This window comes from Neobacillus sp. DY30 (genome assembly GCF_030123065.1).
Classification (GTDB): Bacteria; Bacillota; Bacilli; order Bacillales; family Cytobacillaceae; genus Neobacillus.
The window spans coordinates 445,501-461,629 of the sequence record NZ_CP126093.1; the positions used below are offsets into that span (position 1 = coordinate 445,501).

Below are 16,129 nucleotides of genomic sequence, written 5' to 3' on the forward strand. Positions count from 1 at the left end.
TAAAATGGTGCAAAATAATAAAGTTTTTGTATTGGTTGTTAATAGGTTCTACAAAGAGTGGTTAGTGCACTGCTCTTTTTTTGCGCGCTTGCCAATATAAACTTTTGGAAGATAGTGTGGATACTGCAAGTGATTATGAAAATATACTTATGTCTCATGAGCTTGATATAATCCATGTGTCAAAGGGGGAAAATGAAAGAGTAGGAATATTTTCGCTTAATGAGGCAGGGGATCCTAGAAATGATACAGGGGCTGTTTTGATGTTAAATGCTGCTTATAAAGAATTATAGTAAAGCAAACAAAGCAATTAGTGAAGACACAATCAACAAAGCTTTTAGTCGTACAGCTACAACTGTAGATATACAGTTAAGAAAGAAAATCAGTGACTGTCACTTGGCTTTATTGAAATGTCCAGTTTTTCTTTTATTCATTAAGTAAACATGGGCTATTTAATAATTGCTTTTATGAATCGAATATAAAAAATAATAAAATAAGAGTGCTAACATCCTTTGGGGGAATCATCGAAATGACCCATTTCAAAAGAGAGAAGCACTCATTGTTCTAGGATTAATTTATAAATTTATAATAACATTGCTTAAAGAATTCGTCAACAAATAGGAAAATAAATTCAATATTGGTTAAAGTATTTGTGATTATTAATTATAATAAGAAGAGTGCTAACATCATCTGGGGGAATCACCAAAATGACCCATTTCAGATGAGAGAAGCACTCTTTTCTCTGTTTATATAATATGTGTATACATTCAGTTTTATTTATCTTTTTAGAGGAAGAGTGGTAAAAGTGTCCAAGGAATATACAGCAAAAAAGTATTTTATTAATGGATTCAAGCAATATATAAAAAATGAAAATAAAGCTTTGTCTAAATTATACATGCCAAGTCTAAGAGAGTTACTAATTGAGTACATTGAAATTCATGAGGATATTACTACTAATTTAGAATTGGATAAACTTGGAAATGCTAGGAATGAGCATATAGAGGCAATGATTTATTATATTAAAAATAATATATTATATGAAAGAAGTGTCTATAAGAAGGAATTAAGTTTTCTTATTCAACAATTAGAAACTTTAAGTGATAAAAGTGACAAAGAAAAACTATTACATTATTCCAAGATATTTACACTATGTATTTCGCTTATCAAGAAATTCGATACAAATAATATATATAGGCAAATAGTTGATTTAGTAAAAACTTATTCGAATTTTAGTCAATCTGAAAATGCAATTCACTTTATTATAAATGAATTGTTATATGATGGTTACTCTTTAAAATATCTAGATTCTTGGTACAACGAACAGATTGCTAAAGAAAAAATCGAAGAGTCAAATATTGATAATGTATTAGATTTATTTTGTAAATTAAAACAAGATAATAAAAAGTTTACTTATTTTATCAATGTACTTGACAATAAATATTTTGAAAATGAAAAGTTGTATATAGATTTTAATTTAAACCTTCTTAAAAAAGATTATAATCAATTAACGTTAATAGATTCAAAAAGTAATCAGGAGACTAAGAAGTATTTGCAACAAACAAAAGGTTATAATATCTGTAGTATTGAAATAAGTGCAAAAGATTATTATAAAGGGCTCGATAATATATTAAATTCAATAAATTCATACTTTCAAATGATTCATTATGTATCGTCACCGGATGAGAGCCTATTTTTAGAAAAAATAGTTTGTGAGATTCACGATGGAACATATAAAAAATTAAGATTGAAAGAAAATGAGATGCCTAATGATACCGAAATCTTATTTGGGAATACTGAAAATAGAGAAAGACAGGATGTCGAGGATTTTATTAGATACAGAGAACAGGTTTTTACAGAAAGTATAAATTCTCAAGAAGTATTTAATATTCAAAGGGCATTAAATATTATAAAAAACCAAGTAAACCAATCGCAGGAGAACAAAATTATCAATCTGTGGGCAGTATTAGAGTATTTGCTAACCTTTAAAGAGTCTGGTGGGAGTATAATATCAAAAGTAAAAGATGTTGTTCCGAAGGTTGTATGTTTATATTATTTAAAGGATAAAATTAATGTATTTTGGAACCGCATATACGAGCATAGAGATAAAAAAATCCCTATTATTGATGAGTTCCTTAAATGCAAGAAACAAGGTGAAATCTATCAATATGATTTAGATAAATTGATTGAATTTATTTCGAATAAAGGTCCAAATTTAATTACGGAACTTGAGTTTAGTTTAGCTTTATCAAGAGATATAGCAGAAATTGGCTTATTCTTAAACAATCCTAAGAAATTAGCAGAGCAAATAAGTGTAAAAAATCAAGAAATAAAACATGATTTAGTGAGAATTTATAGGGCAAGAAATATGTTAATTCATTCGGGAAAGGAAACTAAGGCAAATTTAAGTTGCAGGTCACTCCGACTTTATAAGTATAATAATAATTTAATTGGTTTAATCATATATTATATGTGTAAAAATCCACATTTTAAAATATCAGAGATATTAAATTCTATTGATTATACTTATGAAAATTATATTCATGAATTAAAAGAAGGGGCTTCATTAGAAACTGATATTATTAAACCAAAATACCTTTTTATAAGTTAATTACTGAGATCCGAATGTGTGAATAAAGGGATAACTATGGTTAGTTTTATTAAATTAAGGATCTTTTTGATATTTTCCTGCGAGCTGCTCAATAAGTTAATGCAAATTAAGACAAGATCATTTTTATTAATGGTCTTTTTTTTTATATTTCAATTAGAGTTTCTCTAAGGAAGTAATAAAAATTTACTGTCAAAAGTCTATTTTCTTTTATTAAGTGGGTACACACCTGAAATTATTCAATTTAAGGAGTCTAATAGTTAAAATTTTAAGGTTTTCAAGGATAAAAAGAAGGTAATTATGAGTAATTACTTCGTTCGAACAAAAAGAATAGGCTCTAGGAAAGATATTTTAGTAAATCCAGAAAAGCAGTGGAAAGGTGATAATTAAGCTTGTGAAATAGCAATTTGTTGGGAAGGAGCAAAAGAATAATAACGCTGAATGAATAAAGTACAATATTTTGAAAACAGTCACCAAATGCAAATATTAATGTAGTAAAATATAGGAAAAAGTCTAATATGAGGAGTCTTCACTGGTGGCAAAAATAAAAATAAATAAAATAGAAGCAGCAATTTTTTTAGGGATTAGTATCGAACTTATCGACTATTTTACTAAAAATTGTCCAAAGTCGGGGGAAACTAGAACTCTACCCGTTCAGAGAACTGATCATGGGGATTTCTTTTTTAGAGACGATCTTATCCAATATTCTGTTTATCTTAGTAGACCCTGGCCTAAAACTAAAAATGGTACACGACCAACAATACCAACAGCTATTAGAGATGATATAAAAAAAGAGTCCCATTACTCATGTGCAATTTGTGGACATATGGAGAATGGAGAAATAGCCCATATTGAAGCAGTGGCAAGAACATATAATAATAGTCCAGAAAATCTAATACTATTGTGTCCTAATCATCACTCACAGTATGATTTTGGTTATAAGCCTGCAAGTAATGTAACGTTTGAAGAAGTTAGAGCTGCAAAGATTATAAAACAAAACTCACGAAGGCGAATGCTGAAGTTTGAAGCAAATGCAGCGAACAGTTTAATCCAACTAATAAACACTATAAATAATATCGAAAATACCCTTAGCAGAGAAAACAACGATAATATAAAGAATATATATATAAATGAAGCCAAGCAATTGCTTGTTAAGATTCCAGAAGTAACAAAAATTGCCTTAGAAGAAGCTAAAAGAGATTCTTCTAGTACTACTGAAGTAGAAAAAATGATGTTGGATGCAATTCCTAACCTTACCAAATCAGTTGCAGTTAAAATTCAAGATTCTGATGATAAACAAGAAATCAGGGACATAATGTCGGATGTTATTAAGCAAGCAAATGATATTATTATTGATATCGACGAAACATACTGTCCTAGATGTGGAGGAAAAGGAACCACAGGACTGATTGGGGATTTATGTACATACTGTAAAGGTTCCTGTTTTGTAAGTAAACAGGAAGCGGATGAATACGATGATGCAGAAATAGATGAAGTTGATTGTCCAAGGTGTTGTGGAGCAGGAACAACAGGACTGGTTGGGGATCTGTGTGCGTATTGTAAAGGTTCCCAATTTGTAAGTAAAGAACAAGCTGAACAGTATGATGAAACAGAAATAGATGAAGTTGATTGTCCAAGGTGTTATGGAAGAGGGACTAAGGGATTAGTTGGTGACTTATGTGCATACTGTCAGGGTTCCCAATTCGTAAGTAAAGAACAAGCTGAACAGTATGATGAAACAAAAATAGATGAAGTGGAATGTCCAAGGTGCTATGGAAGAGGAACCACAGGATTAGTCGGCGATCTATGTGCATACTGTAAAGGTTCCCAATTTGTAAGTAAAGAACAAGCTGAACAGTATGATGAAACAGAAATAGATGAAGTGGAATGTCCAAGGTGTTATGGAAGAGGAACCACAGGATTGGTCGGTAATCTTTGTGCATACTGTAAAGGTTCCCGATATGTAAGTAAAAAACAAGCTGGGCAGTATGATGAGGCAAAAATAGATGAAGTCGATTGTCCTAGATGTCATGGAAAAGGGGTTACTGGATTAGTTGGTGATATTTGCAAGTTATGTCAAGGGAAACAAAAAGTATCAAATAGGACCTATAAAGCTTATAATGAGCAATTTAATTAATTATTATCGAAAAAGTGAGTAGTTTAACGAAATGTTGCCCTTAGTATCGGAAACTTTCAAATATTTATGAAAGCCTGAAAAGGTTTTTATTAAATTAACTCAAGAAGGTAAGGAAAGCTGACTATTATTTAATTAATGAATTTCTTAGGTAAACACAGTTACACCAATCTATCTGCCAATCACTATTCAAGTCACGGTGAAGCGGTTGTAAAATTGGTTTTGAGGTAGGGACCTTTTTGGTATTTTCCCGCGAACCGTTCATAAGTTAAATAATCAATTAAATGAAAGTTTAGAGAAGATCATTATTAATAATGGTCTTCTTTTTTATATTACATTAAGAGTTCTCTTAGGAAGGAATTTGCAATTTACTGTCGAAAGTCTATTTTATTACATTGGGTGAGTACACACCCGCAAATATTAACTGTAATATGTTTGGGAATTAGTACAGTTAAAAAGTGTAATTAAAGGAGAGCTTTATTTTGACTAACCAGCATGAAAAATTAAAGAAAGAAATAAATAAACTACATCAAAGCTATCGGATTTTAAAATCAACTGGGGATGATAAAAGATTTTTAGATTTAAGCAGAGGATATAAATCTGACAGGAACAGAATTCATAAAGAAATATTACACAAATACTCAGATTTATTCGCTGTTATACAAGGTATAAGAAAATTAAGCGTTCTTGGTGTTCAAAATGTAGACCTATTAGTCTATAAAAATGAAGATGATTTTCAAAATTGCATTAAAAGATACAATGCAATTAATTCATTGATGATTAAGTACATAGATATTTTTGATGAGATAATTTGCCTTATAGAAAATGGCTTTCCCGACGGTGCTATGCAAAGATGGAGAACATTGCTCGAGTATTCGATAATCATTATTTTCATCCTAGAGCAAGGTGAAGAGGTAGCAGATGAGTATTCTAAGAATTTATTAATGTCTATTGTAAGCGAATTGCACCATAGAAAGAACTTTGCTTGGGCTAAAGTGGCAAACTGTTTTAAGGGAGAAAAACAGATCACCATAACAAAGTTGTTAGATAACTTAAATGGGATAGATATTGATACTAAAAAAGGGTTTCTGGCTATGTATAAACTTACATCGCAATCTATTCATGGTTCATCATTTGGTGTTAACTTATCTTTTAATGATCATATATCAATAGATATTAATTAATTGGATACAAAAAACGCTAACTACTATACTGGAGGAATTAGCACAGTAATTACACATACTATGATACTTTTACATCAAACCTTTAAGAAATACTTTGATACATTTCCTGATGTGGGAATTAACTTTAACAGCCTTTGGAGAGACCTATTCAATGAATATGTAAAAATATATAAACGTCTTTTAGAAAAGTAAAGGGGGAAGGTGAGGAATTAGGCTCATTATTTTGCTTACATTAGTAAAACTAACCTTACTCATTGTAGCTTTTTTAGAAAAAACAATAAGATGCTATGTGAGACCTGTTTTTTGCTAAAAAGGACATCAGATAATATATGTCTAATCGTAAAAAAATTTAAAAGTTCAAAAAGGAGGGTAATTATGAGTAATTACTTTGTTCGAACAAAAGGAATAGGCTCATGGAAAGATTTATTAGCAAATCCAGAAAAGCAGTGGAAACCTGGTAACTCTGCATACGAATTGGCACTTTGTTGGGAAGGTACTAAAAATCTACCACCATGTGTGGATAAGGTATTTAAAAAGAGTAATATGTCTCTGTTTCATAATGTGAAGATATTATACGGATTCCCTGAGTACAAGGTTTCTTTACCCGGTGCAGGTGCAAATTCACAAAATGATCTCTATCTGCTAGGTAAAGCAGAAGGTGAATTAATGACGATCATGGTAGAAGGAAAGGTCTACGAAACTTTCGGTGAAAAAGTGGAAGTCTGGATAGGTGAAAATCCAAGTGAGGGGAAAAGAAAAAGGCTAGAGTACTTATTGAACCAGTTGAATTTAAAAGAAGAGGATACCTTAAACAAAAGATATCAATTACTTCACCGGACAGCATCGGTAATATATGAAGCCGAGGAAGTGAATGCAAAAAATGCTCTAATGCTCGTCCATTCTTTTAGCAAAGAAGGAAAATGGTTTGAAGATTATGCGGAGTTTGTTGAATTATTTAAGTTGAAAGGAAAGAAGGATTCGGTTGTTGGTCCAGTGTTAGTGGGTCGAGTTAATCTTTATTTTGGATGGATAACTAGTGAGACTGTGGGCACCAATTCTAAGGAGTATTTTTATAGCTTATTTAAAACAGATAAATCTAGAATGCTAGCAAAAGAAATTGATGACTATATTTATAAAAAGAGTCCATATAAGACCGAAGTGGAAGACTATCATCATCGATATAATAATGGAGTCCGAACAGATTGTATAGGTTATGTCAGCAAAAAAGGCTCGTATAAATTCGTAACAATAACTGCAGCAAGGAAAGTATGCTTTGTTCTTCATCTTGGGAAAAAAATACACTCAGAAACAGCAAAAGAAATGCAAAGGGAGATTGATGAATTGCTTGGTCATGTATATGAAAAGTTTGACCCAATAAAATTGACTCCTGGTGAAGTATACATACGGTTAGAGTGGGTAGATAAATTAGAGATGATAACTAAGTTTATTGATGAGGCATATAAATTGAGGTTGCAGAAATAGTAATAACTAATAATAATAGTAGTTTAGCTGGGGATATCCCGGCAGCTTTTTTACAGGGGTTTTGGATTTTCCGTTTCAAATCAAGAATAAATGGGCGGTGTTTATATGAGCGTTAATTTTCTTAATGAAAACATAGGGAAAGAGTATCTATCTTTGCTAGAATCAACTAGTAAATCTATTTATATCATGTCCCCTTTTATAAGCTTTTCAACGGCAAATCAACTCTCTACCTGGTTGGAAGAAACTTCTGATAATATTGTTTGCAAGATTATCACTCGTTTTAATCGTGAAGAATTCATTCAGGGAGCCAATAGTTTAAAAGGAATTGAACGATTATTTGAAGCAGGAGTAGAACTATATGCTCTTCAACACTTACATTCCAAGTTATATCTATTTGATAATAGTAGCTGCATCATGGGGTCTGCAAATTTTACCTTAAGTGGATTTTTCAAAAACCATGAACTTGGAATTATTCTGAAAGAGGAGCCAGATTTCACTAAACAATGTGTTGATTATTTTGAAGATACACTTGAAAGAATCAAACAGTGTGGTGACTTCCGAATCACAAGAGAAGTTTTGGATAAAGAATTTAAATATGTTTCCCGATCAACTTCTGGTCTCGGTAAAATGAAAAAAGATACAAATCCAAATGAATTTAATCAACACCGATGGGGTGCAGTGTTAGACAAAAAAGAAAACGAACGACAAAGTGATTTTCAATATAAATTCAAAGAGCATTATGACATCCTAGAAAATACTTCTATCTTATATTACAATACCACGGAAAATGTAATAGGCGGTCGAATCAAATTCGAGGGCAACGGTGATAATCGCATTGCTAATACGGATATTTATTTAGAACGTAAGAAGAAAAATTATCAATTTATGAATCGAACATTCTTTCATAAAAGACCATCTAGTATTAAAGAAGGAGAAACGTTATTTATCGCCCAAGTTAGCCGAGACAAACATGGAAATGGTACTCCTATGATTGTCGGTTATGCAGTTGCTCACGCTTATCAGGACGGAAATATGATACAAAAGAACGATCCAAGATACCACAAATGGAACGAGGATTATCCGCATTATATAGAATTTTCAAATGGAAAATTTTTAAAAACTCCAATCGTTAATGGTATATCTTTAATTGAAGTAGGAAACGAATTAAAGCACAAATTATATCCAGGTACTGAAACTAAACCAGATACCCCTTTACCAGATATTTTAAAACGCCATCACCAAAAGGCACATATTCAAATCACACAAGAGGCAACACATTACTTAAAAACACGTTTAGATAGGTTATTCGAAGAACAAGGATACGATACTATTTAAAAATGCGGAGAATTAATAATTTATTAACATTTATCAATTAATTTAACTCTTCATTTAATCTTCATATCTTTATGTCCAGTATCAAATTTTTACATCAATAATAAACTCTATTTTTTGCGTTTAACATAACCAAGGTGAACCGTATCATAAGTAAATAAAATAAACAGGTAAACACTCCTACATCTAAGTATCTGCCATCACCATTCAAGCCATGTTGAGTGCGTGTCGCAGTTAGTGTTGAAATAGCCTGCGATCACTATTCAAGTCACGTGGAGTGCGTGTCGCACTTAGTGTTGAAATAGTCTGTGATCACCATTCAAGCAGTTTTGAAAGAAGAAGCAGAAGCCTGATAGGTTTCTGTTTTTTGGTTTTTGAGAGCAGAAGGTGAATTAGATGAAAATTGTAGAATTAATTTATTATGTAATAAGCATCTCTGGAAATATAGACACTTATTACATGAAAGATCGATTTAGCGTGTTATGGATCATCTTGGTCTAGTTATGACTAAGTTATTCTTTTTCCTGATGACATATTACAAATCAAATCTCTTAAGAGAGAATAAAGAAATATCAAAACTACTTTTCCCTTTTTGCGCCAGTTGGCCGAGCACTTCTCCCATAACGCTTCCAAACTTAAAGCCATGGCCGGAAAAACCGCATGCAATGATGATATTTTCATGTTCGGGGTGATAATCAATGATAAAGTGATTGTCACTTGAGATGGTATATAAGCATGTTTTTCCTCGTTTTAATTCTCCATTTGCTTTAGGCATATAGGTTCGGAGGAAGAATCTTAGTTCCTCTTCATCTGTTTCGTATTGACCAAAGTTCTGTTTGTGTTGGTTAGGATCAATAGCTTGACCTCCATCTGATCTTCCTATCTTAAGTCCTGCTCCATCTTTGCAAGGAAATCCATAACACATATTCGTATCGTCCTCTACGTAAAAAGAGGGGAAGTTGGCGATATCGTAAAGGTCTGCAGGGGCGTCAAACCAGCCGAAGGCTTTACGGGTTGGCTGAATAGGGAGATTTAAGTCTGGTAATAGTTTGGCTACCCATGCCCCTGCTGTAACAATCACTTTTTTCGCATAATAAACCTGGTTTTCAGTTGAGATTTTTATATTGTCCATATCTTCCATCTCAATTTGCTGTACTGGTGTATTTGTAACAAGTTTTGCTCCATTATTAATGGCGATTTCTTTATAAGCTTTAATGGCATTCTCACTATAGATGAGGCCTGACTCTGACTCAAAACAACCAATAAAATGATCTGGTACGGAAAAACCAGGCCATCTTTCTTTTATTTCTTTGCTATTTAGGATATCTAATGGCAAATCATATTTATTAGCAGCCTCAATCGTTTCTTGAAGAAAGGAAGAGTCTTTTGGACCTAATCCAAGAACACCGGTTTTTTCAAAGATTTTATAGGTGGTTTGCTGTTCTAATTCCTCCCATAATTGTTGTGCACGTTTTACTAATGTTACATACTGTCTGCCTTCACCATAAGCATGTCGAATCATACGGGTATTTCCGTGATGGCTTCCATGATGATGTGGTGGGTCGAAAGCATCGATTAACACAGTATTTACTTTCTGTTGAGCTAAAAAGGCACCGGCAGCTATTCCCATTGTACCAGCACCAATAATTGCTACATCAAAATAGGCTTCTTCTTTCAAGTTCATTTCTCCCATCTTTTTATCATGAATTCTCATAATCTATAAGATTTAGTGTGTTTACACTACAATCAGATCATTTAGTGAATTGTACATAGTAAAAAAGCAGTTGACAATAGTATTAATATTAAATATTATCATAATATACAAAAAACAACATGAAAAATGAATAACTTATCACGAGAGACCGAGGGACAGGCCCAACGACGTCCAGCAACCATCATTCGATGAAGGATGAAAGGTGCTAAATCCTGCAGAGTGTTTCATTCTGAGAGATAAGGTTTAGATAAAAAGCCTCTTTCTGATTGGAAGAGGCTTTTTTATTTTATTGTTCTGTTTCCGTTTTAGTGATTTGAATTGGATATAAGTAATGACTTAGATTCTCATTCAATAATAATAATTAATTTATTTTAAAGGAGATAGTAAAATGAAAAAGAAATCTAGGTTATTGTTATCAAGTATTGCACTAGTAGGTTTGGTTGGTATATTAAATGGTTGTTCCTCTAAAGAAACAACAAAAGCAGATGGAACGGAGGAAAAGGTTATTTTAGTTGGAACTCAAAATGATTATCCTCCTTTCGCTTATGCGGATGAAAGTAATGAACTTATCGGATATGATATCGACGTTATAAAAGAAATTGATGAAAGATTAGAGGGGTATACCTTTGATTTTGTTGCTACTCCATGGGACAGTATGTTTCTTGCACTAGAATCAAATAAAATTCAGGCAGTTGCCGACCAGGTGGCGAAAACATCTGAACGTGAAGAGAAGTACTTGTTTACAGACGAATCTTATTTTGCTGCAGAAACCGTTATTGTTGTGAAATCAGGTCGAACAGATATTCAAACAGTAGATGATTTAGAGGGGAAAAAAGTTGGAGCTTTAGCTGGTGATTCTTATACATTATTACTTGAAGAACATAATAAAAAAGCAGAAAATGATATTATTTTAAAATATAGCGAAAGTGGAACCCCTTCAGAAATTTTACAAGATGTACAAAATGGACGTGTGGATGCCTATGTAAATGACCCAATTATGATTCATTCTGTTATAGAAAAATATAATTTAGATTTAGAAGTTGTAGGACAGCCTATCGTAAATGATAAGATTGGGATTGTTTTTAAAGATGGAAAGCAGGGAGAAGAGTTAAAAGGATTAATTGATCCTATTCTAAAGGAACTCAAAGAAGACGGTACATTAGCTGACCTGTCAGTCAAATGGACGGGTGGAGAATACGTCCCTGAATAAGGCTGGAAAGGGAGGAAGAAATGGAAAATTTATTGGATATTCATTTTTTAATAGAAAGCTTTCCTGCGATAGTTGCAAGATTACCTATTACAATTGGAATTGCCGTGGGTTCGTTGATTATTAGTTTATTTATTGGGCTTACTACAGCACTGATAAAAATTTATCGAGTACCCGTATTAAAGACAATCTCTTCTTTTTATGTCTCTTTTGTTAGAGGAACTCCTCTCTTAGTGCAGATATATCTTGTGTTTTATGGAATACCAAAAGTGATTTACTTTTTTCAAACTGAATATGGATGGGTTCTGAATATTGATGTAAATATCATTGCACCGGAAGTATATGCTTTATTAGCCTTTTCAATTAATTTAGGTGCTTATTTGTCTGAAACGATACGATCAGCAATTGAATCTGTTGATCGTGGTCAGTTTGAGGCAGCTAGAGCTATAGGGTTGAGTCCCACTCAAATGATGCTGAAAATTATTTTCCCGCAGGCTTTATCGGTAGCCATACCTAATTTAGGTAACATGTTTATAAGTACAATTAAAGACACTTCTCTAGTCTTTATTATTGGAGTTATTGATATCATGGGACAAGCCAAAATTCTTGGTTCTCGAGGTTTAGCCTTTTTTGAAGTCTATATAGCAGTTTCTATTATTTATTGGATCATTTGTATTATAGTCGAGAGATTGCTAGTTATAGTAGAAAAGCGTGCCCGGAGATATGAAAGAGGGGTTGTCTCATGATTAAAGTGGAAAATCTCCATAAATATTTTGACCAACAGCATGTGTTAAAAGGGATAAATTTTTCCGTTAATAAAGGAGAGGTTGTTTCTATTTTAGGACCAAGTGGTTCAGGGAAATCAACCTTGTTACGCTGTATCAATTTCTTAGAACAACCTACAAATGGCATCGTTGAAATTAGTGGAAAGAGAGTAAATGTTGAATCCGCTAGAAAGGTAGATATTCAGTCTTTACGATTATCCACAGGAATGGTCTTTCAACAGTATAACTTATTTAAAAATTTAACAGTGTTACAGAATGTCATGATTGGCTTAACAAGTGTGAAGAATATAAGTTCGAATGAAGCGAAGAAGGTAAGTGCAGAAATCCTAGAAAAAGTTGGTCTTCAAGATAGATTGGAGCATTATCCAGTACAGCTATCGGGTGGACAACAACAAAGGGTTGGTATTGCTCGAGCACTGGCGCTCAATCCAGAGGTTTTATTATTTGATGAGCCGACTTCATCGCTTGATCCAGAGTTAGTTGGGGAAGTGTTAACTGTTATAAAAGATGTAGCAAAGGAAGGCAATACCATGCTGATTGTCACACACGAGCTTAATTTTGCACGTGAAATTTCTGATCGAATTATCTTTATGGAAAATGGAATGATTCTTGAAGAAGGAACAGCAGAACAAATGTTTACAAATCCAAGTGTTGAAAGAACGAAGCAGTTTATAAGTAAAGTATTAAAAAAGTAGGCTATTCTACTAGGAAGAAGGATAAGTAAAATGAATCCGATAGAACAGATCTTAGATAATTATCCAATTATGATTATCGATGGAGCAATGGCTACAGAGCTTGAGAATTATGGGTGTAATCTAAATGACCGTTTATGGTCAGCAAAGATATTAATGGAAAATCCAGAGCTAATCAAGCAGGTTCATTTAGATTATTTTAAAGCGGGTGCAGATTGTGCCATAACAGCTAGTTATCAAGCTACTATTGAAGGTTATAAGGAAAGAGGGATATCTGAAAAAGAGGCCACTGATTTAATTAAAAAGTCTGTTCAACTTGCTATTAATGCACGTGATGAATTTTGGGATAATACCGAAAATCAGAAGAACAGACCTAAACCAATAGTGGCTGCATCAGTCGGTCCATATGGTGCTTTTCTTGCGGATGGTTCTGAATATCGTGGGGATTATGTATTAAATGAGGATGAACTAGTTTCTTTTCATAGAGAGAGAATTAGAATACTAGTTGAAGCTGGTGCTGATATCCTAGCGTGTGAAACCATTCCATGTCTGATAGAGGCTAAAGCAATAACAAGGGTGATAAGAGAATTCCCAGAAATCTACGCTTGGATTAGTTTTAGTGCAAAAGATGAGCTTCATATTAGTAATGGAGAAAAAATGTCTGATTGTGTGATGTGGCTAGAAGGGGAGAAGCAAATAGCGGCCATTGGTATTAATTGCTCATCACCAGATTTTATTGATTCATTAATTAAAGAAATAAAAGGCAAAACTTCTAAACCAATTATTGTTTATCCAAATTCAGGAGAAGAATATGATGCTACGAATAAAAAATGGAATGAAGGAGCTTCTTCTAAACAATTTACCATTTGCACTCAACGCTGGTACGAAGCGGGAGCAAAAATAATAGGTGGGTGTTGTAGGACGAAACCTGAAGATATAAAAGCTATTAATGATTGGGCACGTAAGTAGCTTTAACTTACGGGCGGCATGAGGTAATTACCACTAAATAATCTTTAAGCACTTTCCTTAAGCAAAGGGAAAGTGCTTTTTCTATGTTTCTCAATTTTTTTAAGGAAAGCATGGGGACGGTTTTCTTGCACTTTAATTTTCATTGTTCACCAACAGGTAACAGATAAGTTTGTTAATCTTTATAAGAGTATGGCGTACTTTACGACTCACTCTATGTCGTTGGTGGACATACAGTAATATTAATGTGTGATTAAATTAGGCTCAGTCTTATTAGGACTGGGCCTTTAATCTGGGGGAAAGAAAACAAGAAGGAAGTTAATCGATGAATCATAAAAAAATATTTATAATTAATGTAAACTTTTCTTGGACGTAATACGTCTTGTAGACGGGAGGACGATAATGGATGGATTTAAAAAGAATCATGAACTCAATGTAGAACTTAATATTGTGTATAGATACTTACAAATAAGATTTTCAATAAGAGTGACAGTTGGTATAAGATGAAAGTCGGCTATTTACCAGAAAATATGGAAGCATATGAGGCTATGAAATATTCCTTTAAAGATAATTATGCAAATGGTGGGTTTTCATTCATTCTATGGAGATTAGGGAAAGATTCTGATTTTCAAACTTGTATGCAAACGACTACGAAGAAAAGGAGATCAATGGTAGGAAAGTAGTGATTGTTAATAAAGATACTGGAAACAAAAATGTAATGTTTGATAGACAGGTCTTTCTCTTATTCGAAGAAGAAGGGTTGTTGGTTAAAAGTTATGTTGGGACGACTGGATTCAATCTTCCTTGATGCTTTCCATTACAGTGGGGTTAGTCATACAGAAGACATGAATGCGGAAGATCGTTGGTGGATTGATATTCGTCAATAGAGAAAATGGGAAATTTCAGGTAATGCGGGCTATTGATATGAAAATACCCACCCCTGTCTGAAAAAGGCAACTAACCCATTGGAACTGCCCCGCAATCGTTAGATCTAACTAACGACGACGGGGTGTTTTTTATGCCCAATCCTTTTTTAAGAGCCTGACACCAAGCTCAATTTCATTACAAGAAAGATGACTAAATCCAAGTTTAATAATCCGGCTATCGGAATTATTTTTAAGAAAGTAGGTGGGACACACTTTTACACCATAAGAAGAAGCGCGCTCTATGAACCATTCTTCTGAACCGTTCAGGTGTAATTTGATTAATAAGTACAAACCAGATTGCTCACCGATAATAGAAATATTTTGGCCAAATTGCTTTTTTAATTTAGAAACTAAGTGCAGCATTTTCCTTTTATAAACAAGACGCATTCGTTTAATGTGGCGATTCCACTCTCCCATTTCCATAAATTTTGGCATTGTGAGTTGGCTGAAGAGCGAAGTGGTACTCTCGAAATAAGAAAAATGCATTTTATAACGAGTTAACAATGGCTCTGGCAACACCATATAAGTTAAACGGATTCCAGGAAGAAATGATTTTGGGAAGTTCCCTAAATAAATGACTCTTGCTGAATCAATGGAGGCAAGGGCAGGAAATGGTTTTGTGTATAGCGAAACTCACTATCATAAACGTCTTCGATAATATATCCACGCATATTGTTAACCCAATGAATAAGCATTTGCATCTGTTTTCACTCCACGTGATTGGAATAAATATGAGGAGATTTGTTCGCGCAAGGCTATTTCCCCAAATGGATCTCCGTATCGAAAGCTATCCTGTAATGTTAATAGTTGATTGGCAATTCTTCTCCAAATTTTCAGTGGGAAATGTGTTTGATCAACGGCATCTGCGCTGAAATTGACAACAGGAGGTTTCTTGGACTCTGCTTGTTTTTTATTATGAGAGATTAATGCTTCCTGAACCAATACGTAACCCATCTTCCACTTACACTAAATAATGAGAACATCTCTTAGCTTTTTTTTGGTGTTAATGGCGTAATACTCGTTGTCACATTCTTGTAGTTTATGATTAAGTTCAGCCTTTTTAATTTGAAGATCTTTTTTAATCGTTTCACATCCATAAACAGTG

General features: G+C 33.2%; 11 protein-coding genes, 2 pseudogenes and 1 riboswitch. Of the genes and pseudogenes, 11 read left to right on the top strand and 2 right to left on the bottom strand.

The window, feature by feature from the left end; translation table 11 throughout:
• Positions 1-104: 104 nt before the first annotated feature.
• From QNH29_RS02165 to QNH29_RS02190, 6 genes are all read left to right on the top strand, one after another.
• Entirely contained in the window at positions 105-290 is a 186-nt protein-coding gene (locus QNH29_RS02165) for a hypothetical protein (RefSeq protein ID WP_283863229.1), read from the top strand.
• 512 nt (positions 291-802) lie between these two features.
• Positions 803-2,605, top strand: a complete 1,803-nt coding sequence (locus tag QNH29_RS02170; protein ID WP_283863230.1) for a hypothetical protein — start codon at positions 803-805, stop codon at positions 2,603-2,605.
• Positions 2,606-3,137: 532 nt separating this feature from the next.
• On the top strand, positions 3,138-4,739 hold the full coding sequence (locus tag QNH29_RS02175; protein ID WP_283863231.1) for an HNH endonuclease: 1,602 nt from the start codon (positions 3,138-3,140) through the stop codon (positions 4,737-4,739).
• A gap of 479 nt (positions 4,740-5,218) precedes the next feature.
• Positions 5,219-5,920: a DUF5677 domain-containing protein gene (locus QNH29_RS02180; RefSeq protein ID WP_283863232.1), complete on the top strand. Its 702-nt coding sequence runs from the start codon at positions 5,219-5,221 to the stop codon at positions 5,918-5,920.
• Positions 5,921-6,295: 375 nt separating this feature from the next.
• Positions 6,296-7,402, top strand: coding sequence for a DUF6946 family protein (locus tag QNH29_RS02185; RefSeq protein ID WP_283863233.1), 1,107 nt, complete (start codon positions 6,296-6,298; stop codon positions 7,400-7,402).
• Positions 7,403-7,492: 90 nt separating this feature from the next.
• Complete coding sequence (locus tag QNH29_RS02190) at positions 7,493-8,737, top strand: phospholipase D family protein (protein ID WP_283863234.1); 1,245 nt, start codon at positions 7,493-7,495, stop codon at positions 8,735-8,737.
• 532 nt (positions 8,738-9,269) lie between these two features.
• Here QNH29_RS02190 and solA read toward each other — a convergent pair.
• Positions 9,270-10,448 (bottom strand): N-methyl-L-tryptophan oxidase, encoded by a 1,179-nt coding sequence (gene solA, locus QNH29_RS02195; RefSeq protein WP_283863235.1) that lies wholly within the window; start codon positions 10,446-10,448, stop codon positions 9,270-9,272.
• A 132-nt stretch (positions 10,449-10,580) separates the two neighbouring features.
• Positions 10,581-10,691, top strand: a riboswitch (SAM riboswitch).
• Positions 10,692-10,836: 145 nt separating this feature from the next.
• On the opposite strand from solA, the gene QNH29_RS02200 reads away from it, so the two are divergent.
• From QNH29_RS02200 to QNH29_RS02220, 5 genes and pseudogenes are all read left to right on the top strand, one after another.
• Positions 10,837-11,658, top strand: a complete 822-nt coding sequence (locus QNH29_RS02200) for a transporter substrate-binding domain-containing protein (RefSeq protein WP_283863236.1) — start codon at positions 10,837-10,839, stop codon at positions 11,656-11,658.
• 20 nt (positions 11,659-11,678) lie between these two features.
• A complete protein-coding gene (locus QNH29_RS02205) occupies positions 11,679-12,401 on the top strand; it encodes an amino acid ABC transporter permease (RefSeq protein WP_283863237.1) in 723 nt (240 codons plus the stop codon).
• The gene (locus tag QNH29_RS02210) at positions 12,398-13,135 is read left to right on the top strand and encodes an amino acid ABC transporter ATP-binding protein (protein ID WP_283863238.1); all 738 of its coding nucleotides are present in this window, start codon (positions 12,398-12,400) and stop codon (positions 13,133-13,135) included. The genes QNH29_RS02205 and QNH29_RS02210 overlap by 4 nt, the downstream gene beginning before the upstream one ends.
• 30 nt (positions 13,136-13,165) lie before the next feature.
• Complete coding sequence (gene mmuM / locus QNH29_RS02215; protein ID WP_283863239.1) at positions 13,166-14,101, top strand: homocysteine S-methyltransferase; 936 nt, start codon at positions 13,166-13,168, stop codon at positions 14,099-14,101.
• Between the two features lie 458 nt (positions 14,102-14,559).
• Positions 14,560-14,885: pseudogene (locus QNH29_RS02220) on the top strand (anti-sigma factor); the annotation flags it as partial.
• A 229-nt stretch (positions 14,886-15,114) separates the two neighbouring features.
• On the opposite strand, the pseudogene QNH29_RS02225 reads toward QNH29_RS02220, so the two are convergent.
• Positions 15,115-15,960: pseudogene (locus QNH29_RS02225) on the bottom strand (aminotransferase-like domain-containing protein); the annotation flags it as partial.
• Positions 15,961-16,129 lie beyond the last annotated feature (169 nt).

Excerpts from the sequence above, each read along its gene's own strand:
- QNH29_RS02185 (WP_283863233.1), top strand. The coding sequence starts at position 6,296 with ATGAGTAATTACTTTGTTCGAACAAAAGGAATAGGCTCATGGAAAGAT.
- QNH29_RS02205 (WP_283863237.1), top strand. The coding sequence starts at position 11,679 with ATGGAAAATTTATTGGATATTCATTTTTTAATAGAAAGCTTTCCTGCG.
- QNH29_RS02190 (WP_283863234.1), top strand. The coding sequence starts at position 7,493 with ATGGGCGGTGTTTATATGAGCGTTAATTTTCTTAATGAAAACATAGGG.
- QNH29_RS02200 (WP_283863236.1), top strand. The coding sequence starts at position 10,837 with ATGAAAAAGAAATCTAGGTTATTGTTATCAAGTATTGCACTAGTAGGT.
- solA (WP_283863235.1), bottom strand. The coding sequence starts at position 10,448 with ATGAGAATTCATGATAAAAAGATGGGAGAAATGAACTTGAAAGAAGAA.
- mmuM (WP_283863239.1), top strand. The coding sequence starts at position 13,166 with ATGAATCCGATAGAACAGATCTTAGATAATTATCCAATTATGATTATC.
- QNH29_RS02210 (WP_283863238.1), top strand. The coding sequence starts at position 12,398 with ATGATTAAAGTGGAAAATCTCCATAAATATTTTGACCAACAGCATGTG.